General features: G+C 61.3%; 24 protein-coding genes. 12 read left to right on the top strand and 12 right to left on the bottom strand.

Annotated features, from left to right (window positions below; genetic code table 11):
• The first annotated feature begins 15 nt into the window (after positions 1-15).
• Positions 16-471 carry a DUF1850 domain-containing protein gene (locus NAT49_RS06565; protein WP_251592357.1) on the top strand — a complete coding sequence of 152 codons (456 nt, stop codon included), beginning with the start codon at positions 16-18 and terminating at the stop codon, positions 469-471.
• Between the two features lie 12 nt (positions 472-483).
• On the top strand, positions 484-2,667 hold the full coding sequence (locus tag NAT49_RS06560) for a TRAP transporter permease (RefSeq protein WP_251592355.1): 2,184 nt from the start codon (positions 484-486) through the stop codon (positions 2,665-2,667).
• Here NAT49_RS06560 and NAT49_RS06555 read toward each other — a convergent pair.
• The 3 genes from NAT49_RS06555 to NAT49_RS06540 form a co-directional block, all read right to left on the bottom strand.
• Positions 2,642-4,453, bottom strand: a complete 1,812-nt coding sequence (locus NAT49_RS06555; RefSeq protein ID WP_285836055.1) for an EAL domain-containing protein — start codon at positions 4,451-4,453, stop codon at positions 2,642-2,644. The genes NAT49_RS06560 and NAT49_RS06555 overlap by 26 nt on opposite strands.
• A 205-nt stretch (positions 4,454-4,658) precedes the next feature.
• On the bottom strand, positions 4,659-5,651 hold the full coding sequence (locus tag NAT49_RS06545; RefSeq protein ID WP_251592354.1) for an LLM class flavin-dependent oxidoreductase: 993 nt from the start codon (positions 5,649-5,651) through the stop codon (positions 4,659-4,661).
• A gap of 93 nt (positions 5,652-5,744) precedes the next feature.
• Positions 5,745-6,068, bottom strand: a complete 324-nt coding sequence (locus NAT49_RS06540) for a hypothetical protein (RefSeq protein ID WP_251592352.1) — start codon at positions 6,066-6,068, stop codon at positions 5,745-5,747.
• Positions 6,069-6,179: 111 nt separating this feature from the next.
• Here NAT49_RS06540 and NAT49_RS06535 point away from each other — a divergent pair, with 111 nt between their 5' ends.
• Positions 6,180-7,016, top strand: coding sequence for an ion transporter (locus NAT49_RS06535; protein WP_251592350.1), 837 nt, complete (start codon positions 6,180-6,182; stop codon positions 7,014-7,016).
• 361 nt (positions 7,017-7,377) lie between these two features.
• On the top strand, positions 7,378-8,328 hold the full coding sequence (gene tal / locus NAT49_RS06530) for a transaldolase (protein ID WP_251592349.1): 951 nt from the start codon (positions 7,378-7,380) through the stop codon (positions 8,326-8,328).
• Positions 8,329-8,397: 69 nt separating this feature from the next.
• On the opposite strand, the gene NAT49_RS06525 is transcribed toward tal, so the two are convergent.
• A complete protein-coding gene (locus NAT49_RS06525) occupies positions 8,398-8,874 on the bottom strand; it encodes a Dps family protein (protein ID WP_251592347.1) in 477 nt (158 codons plus the stop codon).
• 64 nt (positions 8,875-8,938) lie between these two features.
• A complete protein-coding gene (locus tag NAT49_RS06520) occupies positions 8,939-10,096 on the bottom strand; it encodes a glycerate kinase (RefSeq protein ID WP_251592345.1) in 1,158 nt (385 codons plus the stop codon).
• A 114-nt stretch (positions 10,097-10,210) separates the two neighbouring features.
• Here NAT49_RS06520 and NAT49_RS06515 point away from each other — a divergent pair, with 114 nt between their 5' ends.
• On the top strand, positions 10,211-10,759 hold the full coding sequence (locus NAT49_RS06515; protein WP_251592343.1) for a hypothetical protein: 549 nt from the start codon (positions 10,211-10,213) through the stop codon (positions 10,757-10,759).
• Complete coding sequence (locus NAT49_RS06510; RefSeq protein ID WP_251592341.1) at positions 10,756-11,139, top strand: hypothetical protein; 384 nt, start codon at positions 10,756-10,758, stop codon at positions 11,137-11,139. Before NAT49_RS06515 ends, NAT49_RS06510 begins: the two co-directional genes overlap by 4 nt.
• On the opposite strand, the gene NAT49_RS06505 is transcribed toward NAT49_RS06510, so the two are convergent.
• Positions 11,117-11,539 carry an HIT family protein gene (locus NAT49_RS06505; RefSeq protein ID WP_251592339.1) on the bottom strand — a complete coding sequence of 141 codons (423 nt, stop codon included), beginning with the start codon at positions 11,537-11,539 and terminating at the stop codon, positions 11,117-11,119. The genes NAT49_RS06510 and NAT49_RS06505 overlap by 23 nt on opposite strands.
• A 102-nt stretch (positions 11,540-11,641) precedes the next feature.
• Here NAT49_RS06505 and NAT49_RS06500 point away from each other — a divergent pair, with 102 nt between their 5' ends.
• From NAT49_RS06500 to NAT49_RS06490, 3 genes are all read left to right on the top strand, one after another.
• On the top strand, positions 11,642-11,773 hold the full coding sequence (locus NAT49_RS06500) for an entericidin A/B family lipoprotein (protein WP_374708776.1): 132 nt from the start codon (positions 11,642-11,644) through the stop codon (positions 11,771-11,773).
• A gap of 290 nt (positions 11,774-12,063) precedes the next feature.
• Positions 12,064-14,322: a TonB-dependent siderophore receptor gene (locus NAT49_RS06495; protein WP_251592338.1), complete on the top strand. Its 2,259-nt coding sequence runs from the start codon at positions 12,064-12,066 to the stop codon at positions 14,320-14,322.
• A 111-nt stretch (positions 14,323-14,433) separates the two neighbouring features.
• Entirely contained in the window at positions 14,434-15,036 is a 603-nt protein-coding gene (locus tag NAT49_RS06490) for a YqaA family protein (protein WP_251592336.1), read from the top strand.
• A gap of 39 nt (positions 15,037-15,075) precedes the next feature.
• Here NAT49_RS06490 and NAT49_RS06485 read toward each other — a convergent pair whose 3' ends face one another.
• Genes NAT49_RS06485 through NAT49_RS06465 form a run of 6 tightly spaced genes read right to left on the bottom strand, consistent with a single transcriptional unit; the run spans position 15,076 to position 20,576 of the window.
• The gene (locus NAT49_RS06485) at positions 15,076-15,870 is read right to left on the bottom strand and encodes a 2,3-dihydro-2,3-dihydroxybenzoate dehydrogenase (RefSeq protein WP_251592334.1); all 795 of its coding nucleotides are present in this window, start codon (positions 15,868-15,870) and stop codon (positions 15,076-15,078) included.
• The gene (locus tag NAT49_RS06480) at positions 15,867-16,721 is read right to left on the bottom strand and encodes a siderophore-interacting protein (RefSeq protein WP_251592331.1); all 855 of its coding nucleotides are present in this window, start codon (positions 16,719-16,721) and stop codon (positions 15,867-15,869) included. Before NAT49_RS06480 ends, NAT49_RS06485 begins: the two co-directional genes overlap by 4 nt.
• A gap of 18 nt (positions 16,722-16,739) precedes the next feature.
• A complete protein-coding gene (locus tag NAT49_RS15000; protein WP_285836054.1) occupies positions 16,740-16,964 on the bottom strand; it encodes a phosphopantetheine-binding protein in 225 nt (74 codons plus the stop codon).
• Positions 16,961-17,623, bottom strand: coding sequence for an isochorismatase family protein (locus tag NAT49_RS06475; RefSeq protein WP_285836053.1), 663 nt, complete (start codon positions 17,621-17,623; stop codon positions 16,961-16,963). Before NAT49_RS06475 ends, NAT49_RS15000 begins: the two co-directional genes overlap by 4 nt.
• A 41-nt stretch (positions 17,624-17,664) precedes the next feature.
• On the bottom strand, positions 17,665-19,341 hold the full coding sequence (locus NAT49_RS06470; RefSeq protein WP_251592329.1) for a (2,3-dihydroxybenzoyl)adenylate synthase: 1,677 nt from the start codon (positions 19,339-19,341) through the stop codon (positions 17,665-17,667).
• A complete protein-coding gene (locus tag NAT49_RS06465; RefSeq protein WP_251592327.1) occupies positions 19,338-20,576 on the bottom strand; it encodes an isochorismate synthase in 1,239 nt (412 codons plus the stop codon). The genes NAT49_RS06470 and NAT49_RS06465 overlap by 4 nt, the downstream gene beginning before the upstream one ends.
• Before the next feature lie 269 nt (positions 20,577-20,845).
• Here NAT49_RS06465 and NAT49_RS06460 point away from each other — a divergent pair, with 269 nt between their 5' ends.
• The 3 genes from NAT49_RS06460 (at position 20,846) to NAT49_RS06450 (ending at position 23,310) form a co-directional block, all read left to right on the top strand.
• Positions 20,846-21,511 (top strand): HAD family hydrolase, encoded by a 666-nt coding sequence (locus tag NAT49_RS06460; RefSeq protein ID WP_251592325.1) that lies wholly within the window; start codon positions 20,846-20,848, stop codon positions 21,509-21,511.
• A 2-nt stretch (positions 21,512-21,513) separates the two neighbouring features.
• Entirely contained in the window at positions 21,514-22,371 is an 858-nt protein-coding gene (locus NAT49_RS06455; protein WP_251592323.1) for a LysR family transcriptional regulator, read from the top strand.
• A gap of 180 nt (positions 22,372-22,551) precedes the next feature.
• Complete coding sequence (locus NAT49_RS06450) at positions 22,552-23,310, top strand: formate dehydrogenase accessory sulfurtransferase FdhD (RefSeq protein WP_251592321.1); 759 nt, start codon at positions 22,552-22,554, stop codon at positions 23,308-23,310.
• Positions 23,311-23,316 lie beyond the last annotated feature (6 nt).

The raw sequence follows: 23,316 nt of genomic DNA, 5'->3' as shown, positions 1-23,316 counted from the left end.
GCCGGAGCCGTGCCCTTGCCGCTTCTGGTCGTTAACCACGACAACCTCCCTTACTACGCCTTCGTGATGCCGGAGCAGACAACGTTTCAGATGCGCTGGCGTCATTCGGTCGAAAAAGAGGTTTGGTATGAAACCTATCGGCGCGAGCACGCAGCACTCATGCTCGACCAGACCCGTTTCAAGACCTTTGGTGCCGGGGTGCCGTCGCAGGGAGGAGCCCGTACCGAGCTGGTCGATGGGTTTGTCGTGATGCGTGGATTCTCGCGTCGTGTTGATCCGCTCTGGATACAGGTTGCGCCTGATGAAACCTATGCCCTCGGGTGGGGCGGGGCGTGGTTTCCGTTTTATTTTCCAGAGCGTGCCTCCCTTGTGCATATCACAGCAACCCGCGGCACCCTGATTCACTTCGCACCCTCCCTGGTGCGTCCCTGGCTTCTAAAAATAAACAAAGCGCTGAACGTGTTTTCCTAGGAGATTTCTCTCATGTCGTCGCCGTCCCCCACCTCCGATCAGGACAGCGTGCAACAAACCCTCGAACAGCTCGACCGGGAAAGTGCCATCCGGCACACCCTGCCACGAGCCATTCGTACGTTTGTCATCTACGCAAGTATTGCACTGGCGCTGTTTCATCTTTATACAGCGTTTTCCGGCCCGCTGGTCGATGTCGCCCAGCGAAGCATTCATCTCTATACCCTTTTGGGGCTTGCGTTCGTGCTGTATCCGGCGACCCGCAAGGGCGCCAAGGACCGTCTGCCCTGGATCGACGCATTGCTTGCGCTGGCCGCGTTCGGGGTCGGTATCTACATGCTGTTGGCGGCCGATCGGGTCATCGCCTCCGCCGGGCGTATTACCCCAACGGACATGTGGGTGGGCGTTATAGCCTTGCTCCTTGTCCTGGACGCCGCCCGCCGCGTGACCGGCTGGGGATTGACGATTCTGGCCGTTCTTTTTCTGGCCTACGGGGTCTACGCCAAGCTGTCGTTTTATCCGGCGCTCAACGAAAACATTGTCATGGCCGTTGGTCGTCAGGTGATTTCACATCTGGTCTTCATCACTGAAGGCGTCCTGGGTACGGCAGTGGCGGTATCGGCAAGTTACATCATTTTGTTCATTCTGTTCGGCGCCTTCCTGGGCAAATCCGGGCTTGGTCAGCTCTTCAATGATCTGGCACTGGCAGTGGCGGGCCACACCCGAGGCGGGCCTGCAAAAGTGGCGGTGCTTGCCAGCGGTTTTCTGGGGTCGATCAACGGCTCGGCCATTGCCAACGTCGTCACTACCGGCGCCTTCACGATCCCCTTGATGAAAAAGACCGGGTATCGCGCCAACTTCGCCGGCGCCGTCGAGGCGTCGGCAAGCGTTGGCGGGCAGATTCTTCCTCCGATCATGGGTGCGGCGGCGTTCATCATGGCCGAAGTTCTGTCGGTGCCGTACACCCAGGTCATTCTTGCAGGCATCATTCCGGCGCTTCTTTATTACGCGGGCGTGCTATTTCAGGTCCATCTCAGGGCCTCTCGCAATGGGCTTGAGGGCATACCGCGCAGCGAGCTGACACCGGTCAAGCAAGTGCTTGTGGCGCGCGGCCATCTATTGGTGCCGATGGCGGTGCTGCTCTGGCTGCTGTTTGAAGGGCGGGCGCCATTTTTTGCAGCCTTCTGGTCGATCGCGGCGACGGTTCTGATCTGCGCGACGCCGCGCGTGCTTATCGGTGCAAGCCTTATTCTGACCGCACTGATTCTCGAGCCGCTCTGGCGGGCAGCGTTGGCCGGGCAGGCATTGCCGTCACTGCCGTCAAGCCGCTGGTGGCTCTTTGGCATCATCTTCGTGCCGGCCGTGATCAATCTGGTGCGGGCACGACTGGGGCTTGTGGCCGAGACCATGGACTTGCCTGCCTGCAAGGACGCCATGACCGATGGCGTGCGTAACGCCATTCCGGTGGCGATCGCCTGTGGCGCGGTCGGCATCGTGGTCGGGGTTGCAACGCTCACTGGCATCGCGCTCGAGGCCGCGGATGCGGTTGTGCAGCTGGGAAGCCAGATTCAATGGCCGATGCTCCAGCTTCTGGTCACGCTCATGCTGACCATGATTGCCTCGATCGTACTTGGTATGGGGCTTCCGAGCATTCCGACCTACATCATTACCAGCACCATGGCCGCGCCGATTCTTCTGAATCTGCCGCTGTTTACCTCGCTTGCCGGCAGCAGCGATACCGCGATGTTCGTGGCGCACATGTTTGTGTTCTATTTCGGAATCTTTGCCAACCTGACGCCGCCGGTCGCGCTGGCGGCCTACGCAGGCGCCGGTATCAGCGGTGGCTCGCCGAATGCGACCGGTGTTCAGGCGATGAAACTTGCGATTGCCGGGTTCGTAGTGCCGTACATGTTCGTGTTTGCGCACAGCATGCTGATGATCGACGTCAACGTACTGGACGTCGTGTGGGTCGTTGCCACAGGCCTTGCGGGGGTATTGATGCTGGCAATTGCCGTCGAGGGGTATTTCCGACGGCCTATCAATATGGTGCTGCGTGGGGTGGCGCTTGTCGGGGCGCTTGCGTTGATGTATCCCGGCGCGATCAGTGACGCGGCCGGGATCGTGATCCTGGGGATGCTCTACCTGGCCGGGCGGCGCACCCCAGGGTCTGAGGCTACGTCACCCGAACGAGATCGATAGCGTCGTCAAATGACAGGGCCGGGGCGAACACGTCGCCCTGGCCTTCGTCACAGCCGAGTTCGAGCAGCTGAGCCTTTTGGGTGTCGTTGTCGATGCCTGGCGCCACGACGCGCCACTGTGCGCTGTGCGCAAGCGCCAGGGTACTTGAGATCGCGGCCTGCGTTTCCTGAAGCTTGTCTGCCCACTGCCGCGGCAGTTGCACGGATGAAATGGGCAGTGTCAGCAGTTCAAACAGCGGTGCGTGGCTAAGGCCAAAGTCACTCAAGCTAAACCGCACGCCGATCGTTGCCAGTGAACGGATATGGCGCTTCAACTGAGTGTCGGTGTGGGCCAGGATGTTCTCGGGCAGGTTGATGATCAATGTGTTTGGCGAAATTCCATGTCTGTTCAGTAGGTTGACGACCGAATCACTGAAGTCGGCTTGAATGCACCAGGCTCGACTGACGTTGAATGCAATGGACGGGCAGGGCGTCTTTTTGCGCTGACACGCAGCGATTCGGCCCGCGATGGCAGTAAGCACCCACCGATCCATGGCTTCGGTCAGGTTGAGCCGCTCGCACGCGTCCACGATTTCTTCCCGCGTTACCTCACCAAGTTCGGTGTCATACCACCCGATTCGAGCCTCAAGACTTGAAACCGAGTTATCGCCGAGTGCGTAGACCGGCTGATAGGCCAGGGCAATGCGCTCTTCCCGGAACGCTTGGGGAAGAAGACGTGTAATCGTTGCGCTTCGTACAAGATCCTGTCGATGGTGTTCGGCATCGATTTGATGAAAGGCGGGGATGGCGACGCTGTCGTGCTCGAGCGTGTACTGCATGTGAGAGATGATATGGCTTGCACGTTCAAACAATCGGCAATCGCTTAACCAGTTAAGTCTGGGGGCGCAGCCGAAGGGGTCTTCAGGATGATCGTAGGCGCCATGCAGGGCATCCGCTGCCCGCTCGACCAGCTGTTCGCGCCCGGCAGGCGTTGCGGCTTCGAACAGGACCGCCATAACGGTGTTGCCCAGCCGCCCGAAGAGCAGCCCGTGGCCTCGAAAGGATTGCCTGAGTCGGCGCGAGGCCTCGATGGTGACCTTGGTGGCCTGATCGATGCCATAGCGGGCGCGCACCTGCTCGAGGTTGGGCAGATCCACCATGACCAGCGAATAGTGGCTGTCAGCATGGACTTCGTCGTTCAGAAACTCGTCAATGCGTTCCATGAAGCGACCGGGGTAGAGGTAGTGCGTCAATGGGTCGAGCGAGTTTCGAAGCTTGGCGTCGTTGCGTTCGTTGTTAAGCGTCAGGTCATTGGTAAGTTCATGGGACAGAAAGGTCGCGAACTCATGGAGCAGTTCACGCTTGTGCGGACTCAAGCGGCGTGGAATATCATCGATCAGGCACAGCGTGCCAAGCGGCAGCCCGTTGGACGCTCGAATCAGCGCACCGGCGTAGAACCGAATATGGGGTGGCCCGGTCACAAGCGGATTGGATACAAACCGAGGGTCCTGAAGCGCATCCTCGATGATCAGGTCTTCCTGCTCATTAAGCGCGTGTGCGCAAAAGGAGAGGTCACGGTGCGTCTCGCGGGCGGTCAGGCCGACGCGCGACTTGAACCACTGGCGGTACTCATCGACCAGTGAGATCAAAACGATCGGCACGTCAAACGTTCGGCTGACCAGGCGGGTCAACCGGTCGAAGCGCTGTTCCGGGGCGGTGTCGAGAATGGAAAGATGCCTGAGCTCGTTGAGCCGCCGGGTTTCCTGGGGATGAGGATCCGCTGGAACAGCGCCGTTATCGAGTCGCATGTATAGCTCCTTGCTGAAGGAGGATTCGCACGTATCGGATAGTGTCATCAGGCTTCGCTCCCTGAACCCTGTTAAATGGACTATCGGCAGAATATCTTTTTATTAGATATAGTTTATAAAATAAACGCATGCTGCCAAGTACCCCATGAATACCATCAGACCACATCGGCGTGCGGGCGCCTCTCCCTCGTGTGCCGACAGGGCGTTATTCTCTTAGTTTTGCAAGAAGACGGTAGCTGTTCAATCGATCGTTCATGTCGAAGGCGTCGGTATTGATCATCAATTCATTGATTTGCGTACGTTCGATCAGCTGCTTGAGCTGGGCGCGTGCGGTTTCAGGGGACCCGACAATGGAAGCCCCCAGGTGCCGCTCGACGGCGATGCGCTCATGGGGCAACCAGTCAAGTGTGTCTACCGGTGGCTGGAGGCGCGTGGTTTGACCTCGGATCAGGTTGAGAAATTTCTGTTGTTGCGTAGTGGCAAGCCACTGGGCGCGTTCATCGGTTTCAGCAACGATCATCGGGATGCCGAGCATGGCGTATGGCGCCGAAAGAACATGTGAAGGCCTGAAATTGGTTCGATAAAGGTCAAGCGCCTCGTACATGTAGCCCGGCGCGAATTGCCCCGCGAAGGCGAACGGCAGGCCGAGCCGCCCGGCAAGTTGAGCGCTGTAACCGCTCGAACCCAGTAGCCAGACGGGCACATGCGTGTCCTGACCTGGTATGGCCTGAACGCGCTGACCCGGTTCGGGGGTGCCCAGATAACGCTGAAGCTCGGCAAGCTGGTCGGGAAAGTCATCCACGCCGGCCTGCGGTGCACGCCTCATCGCGTGCATGGTCGCGCCATCGCTTCCGGGGGCTCGGCCCAGGCCCAGATCGATTCGATCGGGATACAGGGTGGCAAGCGTTCCGAATTGCTCGGCGATCACCAGCGGCGGATGGTTTGGAAGCATGATGCCGCCTGATCCAATGCGCATGTGCGTCGTTTGTTGCGCGATATGCCCAATTAGAACCGAGGTGGCGGCGCTGGCGATGCCCGAAATATTGTGGTGTTCAGCCAGCCAGTAGCGGTTGAAGCCGAGGGCTTCGGTTTCCTGGGCAAGGTGCACCGAATTTCTGAAGGTTTCGGCAGCACTGCCGCCTGCGCGAATGGGCGCAAGGTCGAGCACTGATAGTGGAAGTGTTGAAAGTGATGACATGATCCCCCCGTCCTGCAATAAACGTTAGCGTGCTTACAATGTAGGGCAGGATGGGGGGCTTGGCCGAGTTTTACAACCGTTTGATCGCTGTGATCAGCGCTTGGTCTCGAACTCGCCGTCGATGACATTGAGCGACGGGTCAGTGTGTGCGGCGTGTGTGCGCTCGGTCCGACCTTCGAAGGTATGTCCGCCCTGTTGGGCTTTTTGCATCCGGCGTTTCAGGAAGGGCGCGGTCAATGTGCCGAGCACGATCACGAAGGCCGCGACCAGAAGCCCGAATATGACAAAAGCGGCCACACCCAAGAGCATCAAGGCGCGCTTGAGCGGATTGGTGCCCGAGCGCTGCGCCTTTTGATGAAGGTGGCTTTTAAAGTCCAGCGTACGCTGCCAGGTGTTCTGTGAGCGAAATGCGGTCATGGAGCCTCACTGAGTCGTGATGTGATGTATGGTAGGACTATGCCACAGGTTGTGCGTTCCATGGTTCGCCATGCCTTCAGCCTAAACCAAGATTGAGCCGAAGATGGCGAGGTGCTCGAATTGCCGGGTCAAGAACGTCTTTCCCCGTTTCAGATTTTTCTATTGTTCCTATCGTTTTATGTCCTGATCGCCATCGGGGCTCAAACGTTTTTCCAACTCCCCCGTGAACTTCAGCGACTCTTTCGCTACCTCGATTACATTGTCTGCGGGTTCTTTTTCATCGATTTCTGCCTGAGGTTCAAGCGCGCCGACAGCAAGCTTGGTTATATGAAATGGGGGTGGATCGACCTGCTTGCGTGTGTTCCGCTGATGAGCCAGTTCCAGGCCGCGCGTCTTTTCAGGGTCGTTTTGATCTTCAGGCTGGTTCGCGCGCTGCGCTCGATCAAGTCCCTGGTCGACGTGGTGTTTCGAAACCGCGCCGAAGGCGTGTTCGTCACGGCGGCTTCGGCCACGATGCTGTTGGTCGCATTCGGTGCGATCGCGATGCTCTTGATCGAGGGGCCTGTCCCGGAAAGCCAGATCAATACGGCAGAGGAGGCGCTCTGGTGGGCGTTTGTCACGGTGACCACTGTCGGTTACGGCGACTATTACCCGGTGACACTGGGCGGACGGCTGGTTGCAGTCGTGGTCATGATCGGAGGCGTGGGCATGTTCGGAAGCTTTGCCGCGTACGTCGGTTCCCTGTTCGTCGCGGATGAAAACGACGATGCCGACCGCCAGCATCGAGCAAACCGGGAGATGATGCGTCATTTGAATCGTCAGATCGATGGGTTGGGCAAGGAGGTGGCGCTTTTGAGAGAGGAGCTTGCCGAGGCTCGAGCGTCCAGGCGCAGCGAGGAGGAGGGCGCTGAAAAAGTGGCCGGGTCGGACGCACCGGGGCGTCACTAAAATCGAGTTAGAGAGCCATCCTTGGCGGTGTTTCTTCCTTGCTGCTTGCTTCACCCTGAAGCGTGATCCTTCCTGGGATGCCACAGCACAACAGGCCGGACCTTGGTTGCCGAATCATTAAATATTAGAGGGTTCTAAAAGTAAATCGCCTGTTGGAATAAATTCAATTTTTCTTAATCTCGTGTTTTCCATGGCCCGTGTCTAGCCTCCGTAACGCATTGATTACGTGGATAAGAGACAATCGGCCGTGCCCACTATCTCGACCGCGCCCAAAACAGCTATGCTGTAGAGGAACTTCTGACACGTTTAATCGAGTGCCAGTCATCAACAAGGTCGAATCCTGAATCTCTGGAGGAACGTTATGACAACGCAGCTGGAAGCGTTGAAAGAGCTGTCTCATGTGGTTGCCGACACAGGCGACCTCGATGCGATCCGCAAGTATCAGCCGATGGATGCAACCACCAACCCATCCTTGATTCTCAAGGCCTTCGATCTTGAAAGCTACCAGGACCTGATCAAGAACGTCATCTCTCAGGTCAAGGAAGAATCGAATGACAAGGATGAGCAGGTTGCCTCTGCGGTAGACCACCTGGCGGTCGCCATCGGTACCGAGATTGCGGGCATCGTACCTGGTCGAGTTTCGACAGAAGTGTCCGCCAAGCTCTCGTTCGACAAGGACGCAAGCATCGAGAAGGCGCATCACCTGATCGATCTGTATGAGAAAAAGGGCATCACGCGTGATCGCGTTCTGATCAAGCTGGCATCCACCTGGGAAGGCATCTGCGCCGCCGAGCAGCTCGAGAAGGAAGGCATCAACTGCAACCTGACGCTTCTGTTCTCAGATGCTCAGGCTCGCGCCTGCTTTGAAGCCGGAGTCTTTCTGATCTCGCCGTTCGTTGGTCGCGTGACCGACTGGTACAAGAAGGAAACCGGCAAGGACTACAGCGCCGAGGAAGATCCGGGCGTTCAGTTCGTACGCGGCGTCTGTAAGTACGCAAGCGACTACGGCTACGAAACGGTCGTGATGGGGGCAAGCTTCCGCAATACCGGTCAGATCCTGGCGCTTGCCGGCTGCAACCGCCTGACTATTTCGCCGCAGCTGCTCGAAGAGCTTAATGGCAGCGAAGGCTCGGTCGAGCGCAAGGTCAGCGACACCGGCGCCGGCGACAAGACGTTGCCGCGCATGACCGAAAGCGAGTTCCGTTTTCAGCACAACGAAGACGCCATGGCCAATGACAAGCTGGCCGAAGGCATTCGCAAGTTTGCTGAAGATCAGGACACACTCGAGCAGCGCATCGCCGAAATGCTGTAAGGCCTTTGCCTTTGACACAAAAAACCCCGCGAATGCGGGGTTTTTTAGATCCAGTGAATGCTGGCCGGCTCACTTGCCGAGATAGGCCGACAGCATCCACACCGTCTTTTCCTGCTCGCGGATGTAGTCGCTCACCTGAGAGGCGGTGCCTTCGTCATCGGCGTCATTGGCCGCGCTCAGAACGCTTCGCTGTATCTCAAGCAGCGTGGAAAAGCCGCTCACCATTGTCTTCACACACGCATCGCCGTCGCTGACGTCGACCACTTCCTTGACGGTGCTGACCTTGGCGTAATCGCTGTAGGCATGCAGTGGCGTGTGACCAAGCGTCAAAATGCGCTCGGCAATCTCGTCGACCTTGGTAAGAAGGTCGGTGTAGATCACCTCGAACTGGTTGTGCAGCTCGAAAAACTGGGGGCCTTTTACGTTCCAGTGGCAGCCGCGCGCGTTCATGTAAAACATCTGATAGTTCGCCAGAAGCTCATTGAGCTTTTCGGCCAGCTGATTGGCGTTCGATGACTGTAAACCGATGGCGTTGGTGGACGTCATTGACCTCTCCTTGAGCGTTGAACACGTCTTACCTAGGCAAATGTGGTTGCCCGCTCTCGACATTTCAATCCTCGGTCGAGGATTCCGTGCCGCCAATGCCTGCGCGCCACAGCCGAAACACGGCTTCCGAGCGGTCGGCGAGCAGTTCACCGCAGCGCTCGAGCGCCTCCTCGAGCGTCATCGGACGGTCGGCGAGTGCAAACGCTGCGGTTACGCCTTCCTCGAGTGCGGACTCCCAGCCGGCGTCGAGGCAGCCGGCCAGTACGATCGTTGGAACCTGGTTCACTGCGGCACGCCGAGCGATACCGATCGGCGTCTTGCCGGCAAGACTTTGGCCGTCAAGGCGGCCCTCGCCGGTAATCACGAGCTCGGCGGTACTGAGCGCCTGATCGAATTTGACGTGCTTCATCACCAGGTCGATGCCGGGCGCAAGTTCTGCGTCAAAAAAGGAAAGCGCGGCAAAGCCCATGCCGCCGGCCGCTCCCGCCCCCTCGTGGGTTTGAGCGTCGGTGCCGGTGTGCTCGGCCACAACGCGGGCAAAGATGGCAAGCGCCTCATCGAGCTCGGCAATGTCTGCCTCATCGGCGCCTTTCTGCGGGCCAAACACGGCGCTTGCGCCACGTGGCCCGCACAGGGGGTTGGTCACATCCACGGCGGCTTCGAAGTGCACGCCGGCAAGACGGGAATCAAGACCCTGTGCATCAATGCGTGCAAGGTTTCTGAGCGCTGCACCGCCGGGTGGCAGTAGGTCACCGCGCTCATCGAGAAACGCCATGCCGAGTGCGTGCATCATGCCGCTGCCGGCGTCGTTGGTGGCGCTGCCGCCAAGCGTCAGCACGATGTGCTCTGCGCCGGCATCGAGTGCCTCAAGGATGAGCAGGCCAACACCTTCTGTAGTGGTGTGGCGCACATTGCGTTCTTCGCGCTTGAGGTGTTGAAGGCCGGCCGCTTCGGCCAGCTCGATGAACGCGGTCCGGGTGGCTGCGTCCCAGCCCCAGTCGGCGTCGATGGGGCGCCTCAAGGCATCGACCACGTGAGCCCGTCTTCGGGTCATGCCGGTTGCCTCGATCACGGCGTCGAGCGTGCCTTCGCCGCCATCGCCCATCGGACAGATCAGCACCTCGCAGTCGGGGTCGGCCCGTCGGATACCCTCGGCCATGGCGTTGGCTGCCGCTCTGGCGCCGAGGGCGTCCTTGAAACTGTCCGGTGCCAATATAATCATGACGCGCCTCTCCTTGAGTGTTGGCCTTTCCCACCTTTTAACTACCTTAGCACCGTGCGACCGGCTGACCAGCGACGTACACTGAGAACTCCACGCCTTGTCAGGAGAGTGCACATGAATGGTCGAATCCGCGGCATGATCGCTGGGGTCGGGGCCGCGCTTTTAAGTGGCTGTGCGCTTCAGGGCACTGACCCGCTTGCCAGTGGCCCTGCGCCGGAGCCCCAGGCGGGGTGCCGGCTGGCGCTCGAGCGCGCGGCCACCAACGTTGACTGGATGCGCGCAGCGTCAGAGGCGCTCAAGGCCCAGCACTATCACATTTCCGACAGTGACGCGGAACTTGGCGTGCTCAATGCCCGCCGGGTTCGATCATTGCCAGGGCTTGGGGCGACCGAACTCGTCTCCGGGCTCGATGGCTTTCCGGGCATGTACCACGCCGAGGGCCGACTCAGCGATCCGTGGCAGGTGTTTCGCGGTGATCCGCGGCGCATCGACCGGGTGACGCTCTTCAACGATGGCGGCGAGCTGCGGCTCACCCGGGGCACGACCGTGATGTCGGATCGAAATTTCCCGATCGACGCGCGCCCCACGGCGCAAAGCGGGTTCTGTGTCGCGTTATTGGATGCCGTTGCCAATCGGCTTGATTTCAAGGAGGGCGCGCGATGAACGTACGCTCATGGCCGTTTTGTGCGCTGTTGCTTTTATTGATGACCGGGTGTGCAGGCGTATCGTCCACGCCGCCAGCGCCGGTGGTTGTCGCCACCACTGCGTCGCCGCTTCAGACGCAAACGGCGTTGACCGGGGTGCTGGTCGAGCGCGGCTTTACCATCGATCATGCCGATCATGATCTATGCACCCTGAGTGCGCATTTTGCCGCGCGGCCGCCGTTTCATGTCGAGGGTGAGTGCCGGCCAGGGGCGCCCGGCACTCGACTTGAGCTTCGTGCACGCCGTGGTACGACCTGGCTTGCCGGTACGCGGCTAACGGGCCTGGTCGAGGCACTTGCTCAGAAACTCCCCGGGGCTAGGGCAGTAACAGCACCTTGAGCTCTTCCATGCGCCCGGCAAGCACCTCGGTCGTCATGGGTTCGGCCGGGGAGTGGCCCCATACGGGCCCTGGCCAGGCGGGGTCCTGCTTGAAGCGAAGCACCAGATGCACATGAAACTGGGGGACCAGGTTGCCCAGCGAGGCCACGTTGAGCTTATCGGCATTGAAGTGGCCCTTCAGGCATTGTCCCCATTCGGCCAGGATGCGCCAAAGGGCCTGCTGCGCGGTATCTGGAAGCTCGAAAAGTTCCACACATTCCGGATATTCCGGGATGAAGACCAGCCAGCAATAGCGCGTATCGTCGAACAATCGAACCTGACAGGACACGCGCTCGCTGAGCGCAAGCGTTGTCAGGTGATGAGTGTCGGCCCGAAGGCGTTCATCCAGCGTGAAGGTCATGTGTGACGCACCCCGGTTTTGAAGTAGGCGGTAAAGTGTGACAAAGCTGCTACGCTTTGAAATGCATGGACGCCATTCAATCAGAACGATACGGAGTACACCATGAAGAAACCGTTTTTGATGCTAGCAAGTGCCTTGATGGCCATGAGTATTCTGGCAGGGTGCAACACAATGCACGGTGCAGGACAGGACGTTGAGGAGGGTGGCGAAGCCATCCAGAACGCCGCCGACTAAGCCGCGTACATCGACGAAAAAGCCGCCGGGCTCCGCTCGGCGGCTTTTTTTATGTCTGTCGAAAGGTCACTCTGACGTCGCAGGAGCGGCCGGACAATTTTTTTTCGCGTTCGTTTCATATTTACGCTTGATAATGTTTATCATTCTTTTTATTTTGGCCCGACAACGATCACGCCGGACCTGACTCGGTGCGTTGACATCATATTCGCTGTTAGCTCGAAGCACACAATAAACCGTCTCGCCTTCGCCAGGGGGCCCGAGTCGGATCAGGGATTCAATCAGGATTACGCATGAACTCAACTTCTTCTCAGCGCTTCTCACGCACGCCGCTGGCGATTGCTGTCGGTCTGGCCGTGTCTGCGACCTCGTTCGCCGTCTATGCGGCTCCGGTCACCACGACGACCACATCAACAACGGCCACGGCCACAAGCGGCGATCGTGAAGACACCATCACGGTGCAGGGCAACCGGCTCTACGACATGGTGTCCACCGAACAAAACGGCGGCTACAGCGCGGATGCAGCCACGGTCGGTACCAAGACACCGGCCGCACTGCGCGATATTCCGCAGTCGGTGAGCGTGGTAACGCGCGAGGCGATGGATGATCAGAACTTCGACTCCCTCGATGGGCTTGCCAAGCGCACGCCGGGCATGCGCGTGCTCTCCAACGACGAAGGGCGCTCCTCGATCTATGCCCGCGGCTATGAGTACGACGAGTACAACATCGACGGTCTGCCGGCGCCGATGGCGAGCATCAACGGGACGGTGCCGAACCTGTCCGCGTTCGACCGGGTCGAGATCATGCGTGGCCCCTCGGGTCTTTTTAACAGCACAAGCGAGATGGGCGGCATCGTCAATCTGGTCAGAAAGCGCGGCACCGATACCTTTCAGGGCCACGTGACCGGCCGCTATGGCAGCTGGGACCAGCACTATGAAGAGGTCGATCTGTCCGGCCCGATCGACCAGGCCGGCCGTGTGCGCGGCCGCATGGTGGTCAGCAACACCGGCTCCGACGGCTTCGTTGACGAAAACGACAACAAGCGCCAGACGTTCTATGGGGCGCTTGATATCGACCTTGATGAGGCCACCACCCTGGGTCTTGCGTTCCTGCGTCAGCACAAGGACATGACGGTTCACAATGGTCTGCCGGTAAACCGGGATGGCAGCCTCGGTGATTACACCCGCTCCACCTTTTTCGGTGCCGACTGGAACAACTTCGAGATGCAGAGCAATGACTACATTGCCGAGCTGACGCACCGGTTTGACAACGGCGGCTACGGCCGCATCGCTGGGCGCTTCTCCACGCGAAATGCAGGCTACAACTACGCCTTTGGCGCGGGCGGGCCTGCCGCTGGCATCGATGAAAACGGCAACAGCCCCATGATGGGGCTTGGCGGCGACGTCGATCAGGAGTCAACCTCACTTGATGCGAGCTACAGCCAGCCGTTCGAAACCTTCGGCAACGTCAGTGAGTTCGTGGTCGGGACCGACTACAAGCGCTACGAAACCGAGACCGAGCAGGGGCGCTATTCCGTACTGCCCGATGGCAACGGGGGTTACTATACAAGCCTCAACGTGGGCAACGTCGATTCCGGCAGCATTGCCTACGTCGATGTGCTCGACGCGGCGCGGGCAGGCCAGCCTCGAACCAGCAACTACACCGACCAGCGCACGACGCTTGAAGAGTACGGCCTGTACTCCAAGCTGACCTTCCGCCCGTTCGAGCCTCTGGCATTGATCGCCGGCGGCCGGGTCAGTGCCTATGACGTGCGCGCGACCGACCGCGCCGGCGGCACTGTGGACAGCCGCTCCGACGACAGCAAGTTCACGCCCTACGCAGGGCTTGTCTTCGACGTCGACAGTCACCACTCGCTCTACGCCAGCTACTCGGAAGTCTTCAATCCGCAGACCAGCAACAATCAGCAGGGGCAGTTGCTCAAGCCGCGCGAAGGGACGCAGTACGAGGTCGGGGCCAAGGGCAGCTACTTCGACGGCGACCTGAACGCGCGCGTCAGTGCCTTCCGCATGTACGACGAAAACCGTGCGGCCACGCCGGCCAACGGAGACTCCGGGTATTCCGTGGCCGCCGGCAAAATCCGCGTACAGGGGGCCGAGTTCGAGGTCACCGGCTCACCGCTGCCCAACTGGGACATCATCGCCGGCTACACCTACATGGATACCGAGGTGCAGGAAGCGTCATCCACACGTGACGACGGTATTTTCCTGCTGATGCCGAAGAACATCGCCAATGTCTGGACGCAGTACGGCTTTGACGGTGGCGCCCTCGATGGCTTCCACATTGGCGCTGGCATCACGGCGCTGAGCGACTTCAACTCGACCTCGACGGCCAATACGCCAGCGGTCGAGGCACCGGGGTACGTCGTGGTCGATGCCATGGTCGGCTACGACTTCTCGCAGAACCTGAAGGGGCAGCTCAACTTCAACAACATTCTCGACAAGAAATACTACGAGCGTGTGGGCGGTCTTAATGCGTTCAACATGTACGGCGCGCCGTCGAACGTGATGGCCTCGCTTCGCTACGATTTCTGATCGAGCGTAGGCCTCGAGCCGGGCCGGCGCTTGTCTGGCTCTGGGCCCCGTGGTATCACGACAACCCCGATGCGTTCGCATCGGGGTTTTTTCATTGAAAGGAGTACGGCCTTGGCGTCGTCTCGGATTTATGCGTTGTTTCAGCGTCTTCAGGCCGCGTCACAAGCGAGGTGGGCCAATGCCGTGCTGTTTCTGGCGGCGCTGTGCGAAATTTTGATTCTGCCCCTGCCGATCGACGCACTTTTGGTGCCGTGGATGCTTGCCAACCCGCGCCGCGGCATGTGGCTTGCAACGATTGCGCTTGCGGGAAATCTGCTGGCGGCGCTGATCGGCTACGGGGTGGGGGCGCTCGCGATGGAGAGCATCGGGCATTCGCTTCTGAGCTGGACCGGCACGCTCGATCATTTCGAGGCCTTCGTTGCTACCATGCAGGCCCACGGCTTCTGGGCCATCGTCATGGTGGCGTTCACGCCGGTGCCGTTTCAGGTCGCGCTTCTAGGGGCTGGCGCGGCTCAGTACCCGCTGGCGCTGTTTCTACTGGCCTGCGCGCTGGGGCGAGGCGCGCGGTTCTACGGGCTGGCGCTTCTAGTGCGTGTGGGCGGTGAGCCGGCGCTCACTGCCGCGCGCCGGCACGGCCGGGCGGCGATGGGCCTCGGGGCGCTTGCCTGTCTAGTGGTGGGTGGCGTCTATCTGTTTGGGCGGGTGCATTCGTGATCGCCCGCCGATTGCGGGCGATCACGGGGCGATCAGTCGCTAGATCTGCCCGAGGGTCGCGCCGCCATCGAGACGCAGGTCATGCAGGGTGATGTGGCGCGCGCTGTCTGAGAGCAGATAAAGGATGCCCTCGCAGATGTCATCCGGGGCAGCAATGCGCTTGAGTGGAATGCCGGCCTTGTAGGTCTCGAGCGAGCCCTCGAGAGTGGTGTCGCGGTCGGCCGGCGACTGCCACATGCCATGCAGCATCTCCGTGTCGGTGGAGCCCGGTGAGACCACATTGCAGCGAATGCCGTACTCGGCAAGTTCCAGGCCCAGACAGCGCGTCATCTGCGTGGCTGCCGCTTTCGAGGCGCAGTACGCGCCCATCGACATTCGAGGTGTGGACGCCGCGTTGGAGCTGACTACCACCACCGAGCCTTCCCGGCGCGTCATCATGCGCTTGCCTACCGCGCGGGTTAGATAGAACACCCCGTCGGTATTGACGCGAAACGCGTTCTGCCACTGGGCGTCGCTCAATTCGAGCAGGCGTCCCATCTGAAGCGTACCGGCGACACAGGCCAGATGGTCGATCCGGCCGTGATGGGTCTCGGCGGCCGCGACCGCGTGTTCGACCGCCGCCGGGTCGCTGACATCGACGCCATGAACGCTCAGGCGATCCCCCGCATTGAGGGTGCCGGCCGCCAGAGCCAGCGCCTTGGCATCAATATCGAGCGCAGCCACATGCGCCCCCGCATGCAGCAGACGCTCCATCAGGGTTCGGCCGATGCCCTGGGCGGCGCCGCTGACGAGGACGACACGCCCGCTGAACTGTTGATCGAAAGCCTGGGTCATTCGTTTTCATCCATGATGCGATGGCGCTCCTGGTGGTAGCGCTCCTCGCTGAATTGATCCTTCCAGTACGGCACAGCGTAGAAGCGCCCCTTGGGCAGGGCGAGTGTGTTTCGAAAATGATCACGCAGGGCGAGGACGGCGCTGTTCTCGCCGCCGGCCCAGCCAAAGACCACAGCGTTTTCGTCAAACGACAGGGCGCGGGCGGCCTCGATCAGGCGCATCGACTCGCAAGCCGCCTGGGCGCCACGGTAGAGCCAGTGGATTTTAAGGCCGGGCGGATGCTCGAAGTCGATGTGATCACGCTCATCGATCGCCTCGATCAACACATGACCCGAAGCGTTACCTGGCAGCGCTTCACACAGCGCGATCATCGCGGGCAGGGCCGAGAGGTCGCCTGCCAGCAGGTAGTGATCGGCCGGCTTTAAAAGCGGCAGTGGGCCGCCGGGGCCGGAAATGCCAATGAGATCGCCCTGGGTGGCCCGGGCGGCCCAGCGCGACGCCGGGCCGTTATCGCCGTGCAGCACGAAATCGATGGCAAGCTCACCGCGCTCGGTGTCCATCTGTCGCACTGAATAGGTGCGGGTGATCGGCCGTTCCTCGGGCTCGGGCCAGATCGGGCCGTCGGCGGTCAGTTCCGGCAGACTGGGCGTGCTCTGGTGATCGCGGGGCAGAAAGACCTTCAAGTGGCCGCCCGGAGCGTTGTCGGGAAAGCCTGCCAGCGCCTCGCCCCCTAAAAAGATGCGCACCATGTGCTCGGAGAGCGGCTCGGTCCGCGTGACTTCCAGAAGCCGCGGTGGGCGCTTTTTCCGAGTGGGCGCCGGCGCCGCGGCGATGTGAGTTGACGTGGTCATGGCGGTCCTGCGTAGTTGTTAGGTGTTGTCGAGCAAGGCAACCCAATCATCGAGGGTCGGGTTTTCGGCCAGGTCCATGAAGGACACGCTGTAGCCATGACGACTCAAGCGCTCGGCAAGCGTCATCATGCGCATGGAATCAAGCCCCATGAACAACAGGTTGTCGCTGGGGGCGAGCGTTGAGACGTCGTGTTCGATCAAGGGGTCGAGCTCGGCCTTGAGCATTGAAAGCGTATCGGTCATGCCTCGGTCTCGCTGGTGGCGTGATGGGTCAGTGCGTTGGTAATGGTCGCGCGAGTCTGGGTCACGCCACAGCGCTTGGCAACGTAGCTTGTGGCCATCAGGTGCTCCTCGAGGGAGAAGTCCGCCAGGGCGTCGAGCACGAAAAACGGCTGGACGTCCTGCATGAAGGCCTCCAGCGCCGAGGCCAGGCAGCCGATGTGGGCGTAGACGCCGGTCACGATCAGTTGATCTCGGCCCTGCTCACGCATCATGTCGCGAAGCGGTGAGCGCTGAAAGGCGCTGTAGCGCCACTTGGTCAGCACCGTGTCCTTCGCACTCGGCGCGAGTCTATCGACGACGGGTGCCTGTTCGGGCGCAGCGGGCAGACCCGGGCCCCAGAAGTCGTTGAGCAGGGCGCGGTCGCCGTCCGGTTGATCGGTCGGCTGCGCGGTGTAGACCACCGGGATGCCGGCACGGTCGGCGATGGCGCGAAGGGCGGCGATGTTCTCGATCAGCGCCGGAATCGGGGCCTGACTGCGATCAAACTTGTTGAGAAAGTACTCCTGCATGTCGTGAATCAGAAGTACCGCCCGGTCTGGTTCGACCTGCCAGTCGACCCGGTTGTCGGGCTGGTCGGCCGCACTCGGCATGGGGTAGCTTGCAATTGCGGGGATGGTCATCGAAACACTCCTTGAGCATGTGGGTCGAATAAAGCGAGGGCTCAGGCCGAGAAATAGGTGTCCTTGAGGGCCTGGCGGAGCGCCTTCTTGCTGATCTTGCCCACCCCTGTGTGGGGGAAGGCGTCAATCGTGCGAACCTGATCCGGCAGTTTGAACGTGGCCAGGCCCCTTGTTTTCAGGAAGTCGACCAGCGTCGGCGTGTCGGGGGCAGTGGCGCCTTTCCTTGGAATCACGAAGGCGCAGGGGCGCTCACCGAGAAAGTCGTCCGGCATCGCCACCACCGCGGTATCGAAGACGTCCGGGTGGGCGAGGATCAGGTTTTCCACCTCTTCCGGCGAAATCTTCTCGCCGCCGCGGTTGATCTGATCCTTTTCGCGTCCGCCGACGATCAGATAGCCCGCCGGGGTCTGGGCGACCACATCGCCGGTGCAGTAGAAGCCATCCTCGGTAAAGCTCTTGGCGTTGACGTCCGGATTATCGAAATACCCGCGAATGGTATAGGGCCCGCGGGTTTGAAGATTGCCGGGGGTGCCCGGGGCGACCGGCTGACCGTGGTCATCGACGATGCGCACTTCATCAAGCGCCGAGATCGGTCGGCCCTGGGTGTAGAGGATCACGTCCTCGTCATCGTCGAGGCGGGTGTAGTTCACCAGGCCCTCGGCCATGCCAAATACCTGCTGAAGCGTGCAGCCAAGTATCGGACCGACCCGCTTGGCCGCTTCCGAGTTCATCTTCGAGCCGCCGACCTGAAGCACGCTCAATGAGGATAGATCGCGCTGGGTGTGCGGGGCGGCGTCGAGCCACAGCATCGCAAGCGGTGGCACCAGCGCCGTGTGGGTCACGCCTTCGCGCTCGATCAGCTCGAAACAGGTGGTCGGTGAGGGCTCGGGGGCCATCACCATGCAGCCGCCGGCGGCGATCACGCCGAGAAAGCCCGGTGAACTCATGGGGAAGTTGTGCGCCCCCGGCAGGGCGACCAGATAGGTGGTGCGTTCATCGAAGCCGCACGGTGCCAGGCTTCCGATCACGCTATAGAGGTAATCCTGATGGCGTCTCGGGATGAGCTTGGAAAGCCCGGTGGTGCCGCCGGAGAGCTGGAAAAACGCCAGATCGTCGGCGCCCACGACCGGCCAGTCCTCGATCAGCGGCGCGTCGCACGAAAGCGACTCGAGCGCGTTGAACTCCTCGGGCGCCCCGTCGATGTAGACCTGCTCGAGCGCCGGGCAGGCGGCCTTGACCTCGCGGGCAAGGGTTCTGAAGTCAAAGCGCGGCTGGCCGCTGACGCGGTCGGCCATGGTGATCAGCGCGCGGGCGTTTGATGCCGTGCAGAAGTGAGTGATTTCCTTGGCGCGGTGCGCCGGCAGTGCGAACACCGGCAAGAGGCCGAGCCGGAAAAGCGCGAACGTCGTGACGACGAACGAGGCCCGGTTGCCAAGCTGCACCACCACGCGGTCACCCTTTTTGAGCCCGCTTCGTTGAAGGCCTGCGCACAGGCGATCGACTCGGGCGTCGAGGGCGCGGTAGCTCAGCCGTGTCTCACCTTCGATCAGAGCCGGGTCGGCGGCGAAGCGCTCGGCCTGCGTTTTTAAAAGCGCGCCGAAGGTCTGATCACTCCAGAGGCCCTGATCGCGGTAGTGCTGCTTGAACGCCTCGGGGTAGTCCGGTGATTTGGCGCGAATGTCGTCCAGGTCGGCGGCGGTGTAGTCGTTGGTGCTCATAATGTATTCAGTGCGTCCAGTCCCATGGCGTTGAGCATGGTTTTCAGTTTCGTGCCGGTTTCGACCAGCTCCTTTTGTGGGTCCGAGCCCGGAACGAGCCCGGCGCCGGCGTACAGACGAACGTGGGTGTCGTGGACATCGGCGCAGCGAATCGCCACCGACCACTCGCCATTGCCTTCGCTGTCGCACCAGCCGACGGCGCCGGCGAAATAACCGCGCTTGAACGGTTCGATGTCATGAATCGCCTGGTAGGCCGCCTGGCGTGCATGCCCGCACACCGCCGGGGTGGGGTGCATGGCGGCCGCCAGCTCAAGCGAGGTGGTGTCGGGGTCCTTGAGCTCGCCGACGATGGTGGTCGACAGATGCCACAGGGTGTCTGTGCCGATCACCGAGGGGCCGTCCGGGATGTCGAGATGGGCGCAGTAGGGCGAAAGGCCGTCGATGACGGCGTCGATCACCAGCGCGTGTTCGCGACGGTCCTTGTCGGAGGCGGCCAGCTCACTTGCCCGGCGTTGATCTTCGCTCTCGTCCGAATGACGCGGGATCGAGCCGGCCAGCGGGTTGACGATGACCTGATTGCCCTCGCGGCGGACCAGAAGCTCCGGGCTTGCGCCGATGAAGGCATGGGCCGGGGCGCTGTCGGGCTGCTCGGGGGTCATTGGCAGTGAGAAGCTGTAGCCGCGCGGGTTAATGGCGATCAATCGTTTGATGAGCGGCTTGAGATCGACGCTTTGGTCGGTGTTCATCTCAAGCGTTCGGGCCAGCACGATCTTTTCGACCCGGCCCTGCCGCATGGCTTCCAGCGCCTGTTCGACGCCGTCGCGATAGCCCTGAGGGCGCGGGAATAGCGCGTGCTCGGTCGGCGTTACGCGCACTGGCGTGCGGCTCAGGTCATGGCGTGCTTCAAGACTCAGCGCCGATGTTTCGAACCAGTGCTTCGGAACGTAAAGGTGCGCAGGTTGGGTCGTGTCGAAGGGCAGGGCGCCGACCACTACCGGGTTGGTCTGGCCCTCGCGCCGCGCGCGGCTGAACAGGGCGCTGACCTGCTCGTCGAGGGTCTCGGGCGTTGCCGGCCGGTTGCTGTGGGCGTTGAACAGGCAGCCTTTGGCGAGCAGCGTTCGATGCGGTGAGCTGAACAGGAAATCGTTGAGTTGAAACGATTCGATCAGATCCATGGGGGTGTCTTGCACGGCCGTGTGTCCCCCGGACTCACCGTCGAACATGATGGAACTCATAGGAAGGCAGCCTCCTGCAGTGACCCGATGAAATGGTGTAACGACTATCCTATTTCAAATGAGAAGAGTTATCAAAATCATTTGCCTTGCTTTTTGGTAGTGCCTTTCATTGCCGCCCGGATGTCGAGCCTTCCGCGTGAGGGCGATGGCCGGGTGAGGGCGATGGCCGGGTGACGGCAGTAGCCGGGTGAGGCGCGGCGTCGCTGTCCCGTGGGCGCCATGCTACTGTTGGGCTTTCCGATGTGATCTCTGACTTTAAGGACCCTCAAATGACGCTCAAGGCCATCCTGTTCGACTGCGACGGCACCCTGGTCGATTCCGAAAGCGCGCACCGGGCGGTGTGGAACGATGTGCTTGCCCCGTACGAGGTTCACATCGACGAGGACGAGTACAAGGCGCATTACTCCGGCAACCCCGTGACCACCAGTGTCGAGCGTCTGAAACAGCTGCATCCGGCGCTGGATGTGGCTGACGAGGTGCTCATCAATGAAAAGACCGCGCGCACCGCCGAATGCTTCCGGCGCTCCCCCTTGGCCATGCTCGAAGGCGTCGAGGCAACCCTTGCGCGCTGTGAGGCGCTTGGGCTTCGGCGCGCGCTGGTGACCGGCAGCGGCCATGAGGAAGTCGATGCGATTCTTGAAAACCTGGGGCATGGGCAGGCGTTTGAGGTGCGAGTCGCGCGCCAGGATGTGGCGCGCAGTAAACCCGACCCGGAAAGCTATACCCGCGCGCTTGACGTGATGGGACTGGCGCCCCACGAGGCGATCGCGCTTGAGGACACCTCGCACGGGGTCACGTCGGCCGTGCGCGCCGGCGTCGAGGTGATCGCCATTCCAAACGCGTATTCGGCCGCGCATGACTTCAGCGGGGCGGTGTTCGTTGCACATGACATGACCGCCGCGCTTGGCTGGATCGAAGCGCACCGGCTCGCCTGAGCATGGATCATCGCCAGCTCCGCTTTCTGGTTGCACTCGCGCGCGAGCGCCACTTCGGGCGGGCGGCCGAGCGCGTCAACGTCACCCAGCCGACGCTCTCTGCCCGGCTCAAGCAGCTCGAACAGGAACTGGGCACGCCGCTCATTCGCCGTGGGCGCCGCTTTGAAGGGTTTACCCAGGAAGGTCAGCGAGTGCTGGCGCACGCCCGCCGCATCCTGTCGGAATTCGACGAGCTTTACGCCGAGCTGGACCCGACCCAGGGCCCAAGCGGTTGGTTGACCATCGGCATCGTGCCCTCGGCGCTCGGTGAGGTCGCCTCGCGCCTGGCTGGGCTTCGCACCGCGTTCCCGTCGCTTCGACTCCGCGTTCGCGAGTACACCGCGCTTGCGTTGATGCAGGCGCTTGCCGACGAGGAGGTCGATCTCGCGATCAGCTATCTGGATTTGCCGGCGGCGGAGCCTTTTGTGGCGCGGCCGCTGTTCGAGGAGCAGTACAGCGTGCTGGCCTCGCCCTCGGTTGAACTTTCCGAGCCGGTGGACTGGGCCTCACTTGCCGGACAGCCGCTTTACATGCTGACCTCCGACATGCAGCAGCACCAGTTGATCCGTGCGCGCCTCGAGCGCGAGGGTGCCAATACCGAGGCGGTGGTCGAGGTCGACTCCATGGCGATGCTGATCGTGCTCTTGAAGCAGGACCGCGCCGTGACCGTGGTGCCCGAGCGTCTGGCGGCCACGCTGACCGACGAACCCTTGACGTGCCATGCGCTGCCATCGCTGCCTGCGCCATCGCGGCTGGGGCTTTTATGGAAGCGGCGCGACTACCAGCTTGCCCGCCTCAGTGCGGTGCTTGGTGTCTTTTGAGCGCCGGCCCGTGCGGGCGTTCGCGTTCTATCCTCAAACACGCCAGCGCGGGCCTGGCGCCACTTTTGATAGATACGCTCTATGTCGATATCGGCGCTGTTGATTAGCCTGCTTGTTGTTATCGCCGTAAACTTTAGTGGTACACGGCGGCTCGAACCGACCCCAACGTGAGTCCCTGTTATGTCTTCTAAAACGCCAAACGTCTACGAATGGGCCGTTGATTTGCGGCCAGAGAGCCTGAATGGCCCGGAGGAGCAGGCGGTAACGCTTGCCCTGAACGAGATGGCCTTTGCCTCCGTTCTGGCCTCGCCCGAAGACCTCGAGGCCTGGGCCACCGGATTCGCGTTCAGCGAAGGCTTGATTCGACACGTCAGTCAGATAGAGGCCATCGATCAACGACCGCTGCGACACGGCCATCTGGTGCGACTTACCGTGCCTGAGCATCTGGAGGCGCAGGCCCGAGAGCGTCGGCGGGTTGGTGCCTCTACCAGCAGCTGCGGGCGCTGTGGCACGGCCGAGGAAGGGCTGATGTTCGAAGGGCTGCGCCAGCTTCCGCCGGCAGGGTTGCCCGCCCCCGAGCAGTGGCAGACCCTGCTTGAGGCGCTGAATGCGCGCAGTCAGGCCGGCTATCACGTGGCGCTTGGGGTCGATGATCAGGCGCGTCTCACATCAGGTCGCGACATCGGGCGCCATAACGCGCTGGATAAGCTGCTTGGCAAGGGGCTTTTGGGCACGATGCCGCAGACGGTTCTGATTTCGAGCCGATGCAGCCTCGAGCTGATTCAAAAGAGCGTGCGTGCAGGCGTGACCTCGCTTGGCACACTGTCGCTGCCTTCGACGCTCGCCGTGGAAACCGCCCGTCTGTGCGGACTCAACCTCATCTGTTGCCATCGCGGGCACAGGCTTCAGTTGCTGAGTCGCGGCCGGGACCCCGATTGATGTTTG

Origin of the sequence: Larsenimonas suaedae (assembly GCF_023712105.1) — a bacterium.
GTDB lineage: Bacteria > Pseudomonadota > Gammaproteobacteria > Pseudomonadales > Halomonadaceae > Larsenimonas > Larsenimonas suaedae.
This window is presented reverse-complemented; position numbering and strand designations above follow the sequence as displayed.

Coding starts and splice junctions, on each gene's coding strand:
- NAT49_RS06560 (WP_251592355.1), top strand. CDS start 484: ATGTCGTCGCCGTCCCCCACCTCCGATCAGGACAGCGTGCAACAAACC.
- NAT49_RS06555 (WP_285836055.1), bottom strand. CDS start 4,453: ATGCGACTCGATAACGGCGCTGTTCCAGCGGATCCTCATCCCCAGGAA.
- NAT49_RS06545 (WP_251592354.1), bottom strand. CDS start 5,651: ATGTCATCACTTTCAACACTTCCACTATCAGTGCTCGACCTTGCGCCC.
- NAT49_RS06540 (WP_251592352.1), bottom strand. CDS start 6,068: ATGACCGCATTTCGCTCACAGAACACCTGGCAGCGTACGCTGGACTTT.
- tal (WP_251592349.1), top strand. CDS start 7,378: ATGACAACGCAGCTGGAAGCGTTGAAAGAGCTGTCTCATGTGGTTGCC.
- NAT49_RS06525 (WP_251592347.1), bottom strand. CDS start 8,874: ATGACGTCCACCAACGCCATCGGTTTACAGTCATCGAACGCCAATCAG.
- NAT49_RS06520 (WP_251592345.1), bottom strand. CDS start 10,096: ATGATTATATTGGCACCGGACAGTTTCAAGGACGCCCTCGGCGCCAGA.
- NAT49_RS06515 (WP_251592343.1), top strand. CDS start 10,211: ATGAATGGTCGAATCCGCGGCATGATCGCTGGGGTCGGGGCCGCGCTT.
- NAT49_RS06510 (WP_251592341.1), top strand. CDS start 10,756: ATGAACGTACGCTCATGGCCGTTTTGTGCGCTGTTGCTTTTATTGATG.
- NAT49_RS06505 (WP_251592339.1), bottom strand. CDS start 11,539: ATGACCTTCACGCTGGATGAACGCCTTCGGGCCGACACTCATCACCTG.
- NAT49_RS06500 (WP_374708776.1), top strand. CDS start 11,642: ATGAAGAAACCGTTTTTGATGCTAGCAAGTGCCTTGATGGCCATGAGT.
- NAT49_RS06495 (WP_251592338.1), top strand. CDS start 12,064: ATGAACTCAACTTCTTCTCAGCGCTTCTCACGCACGCCGCTGGCGATT.
- NAT49_RS06485 (WP_251592334.1), bottom strand. CDS start 15,870: ATGACCCAGGCTTTCGATCAACAGTTCAGCGGGCGTGTCGTCCTCGTC.
- NAT49_RS06480 (WP_251592331.1), bottom strand. CDS start 16,721: ATGACCACGTCAACTCACATCGCCGCGGCGCCGGCGCCCACTCGGAAA.
- NAT49_RS15000 (WP_285836054.1), bottom strand. CDS start 16,964: ATGACCGATACGCTTTCAATGCTCAAGGCCGAGCTCGACCCCTTGATC.
- NAT49_RS06475 (WP_285836053.1), bottom strand. CDS start 17,623: ATGACCATCCCCGCAATTGCAAGCTACCCCATGCCGAGTGCGGCCGAC.
- NAT49_RS06470 (WP_251592329.1), bottom strand. CDS start 19,341: ATGAGCACCAACGACTACACCGCCGCCGACCTGGACGACATTCGCGCC.
- NAT49_RS06465 (WP_251592327.1), bottom strand. CDS start 20,576: ATGAGTTCCATCATGTTCGACGGTGAGTCCGGGGGACACACGGCCGTG.
- NAT49_RS06460 (WP_251592325.1), top strand. CDS start 20,846: ATGACGCTCAAGGCCATCCTGTTCGACTGCGACGGCACCCTGGTCGAT.
- NAT49_RS06455 (WP_251592323.1), top strand. CDS start 21,514: ATGGATCATCGCCAGCTCCGCTTTCTGGTTGCACTCGCGCGCGAGCGC.
- NAT49_RS06450 (WP_251592321.1), top strand. CDS start 22,552: ATGTCTTCTAAAACGCCAAACGTCTACGAATGGGCCGTTGATTTGCGG.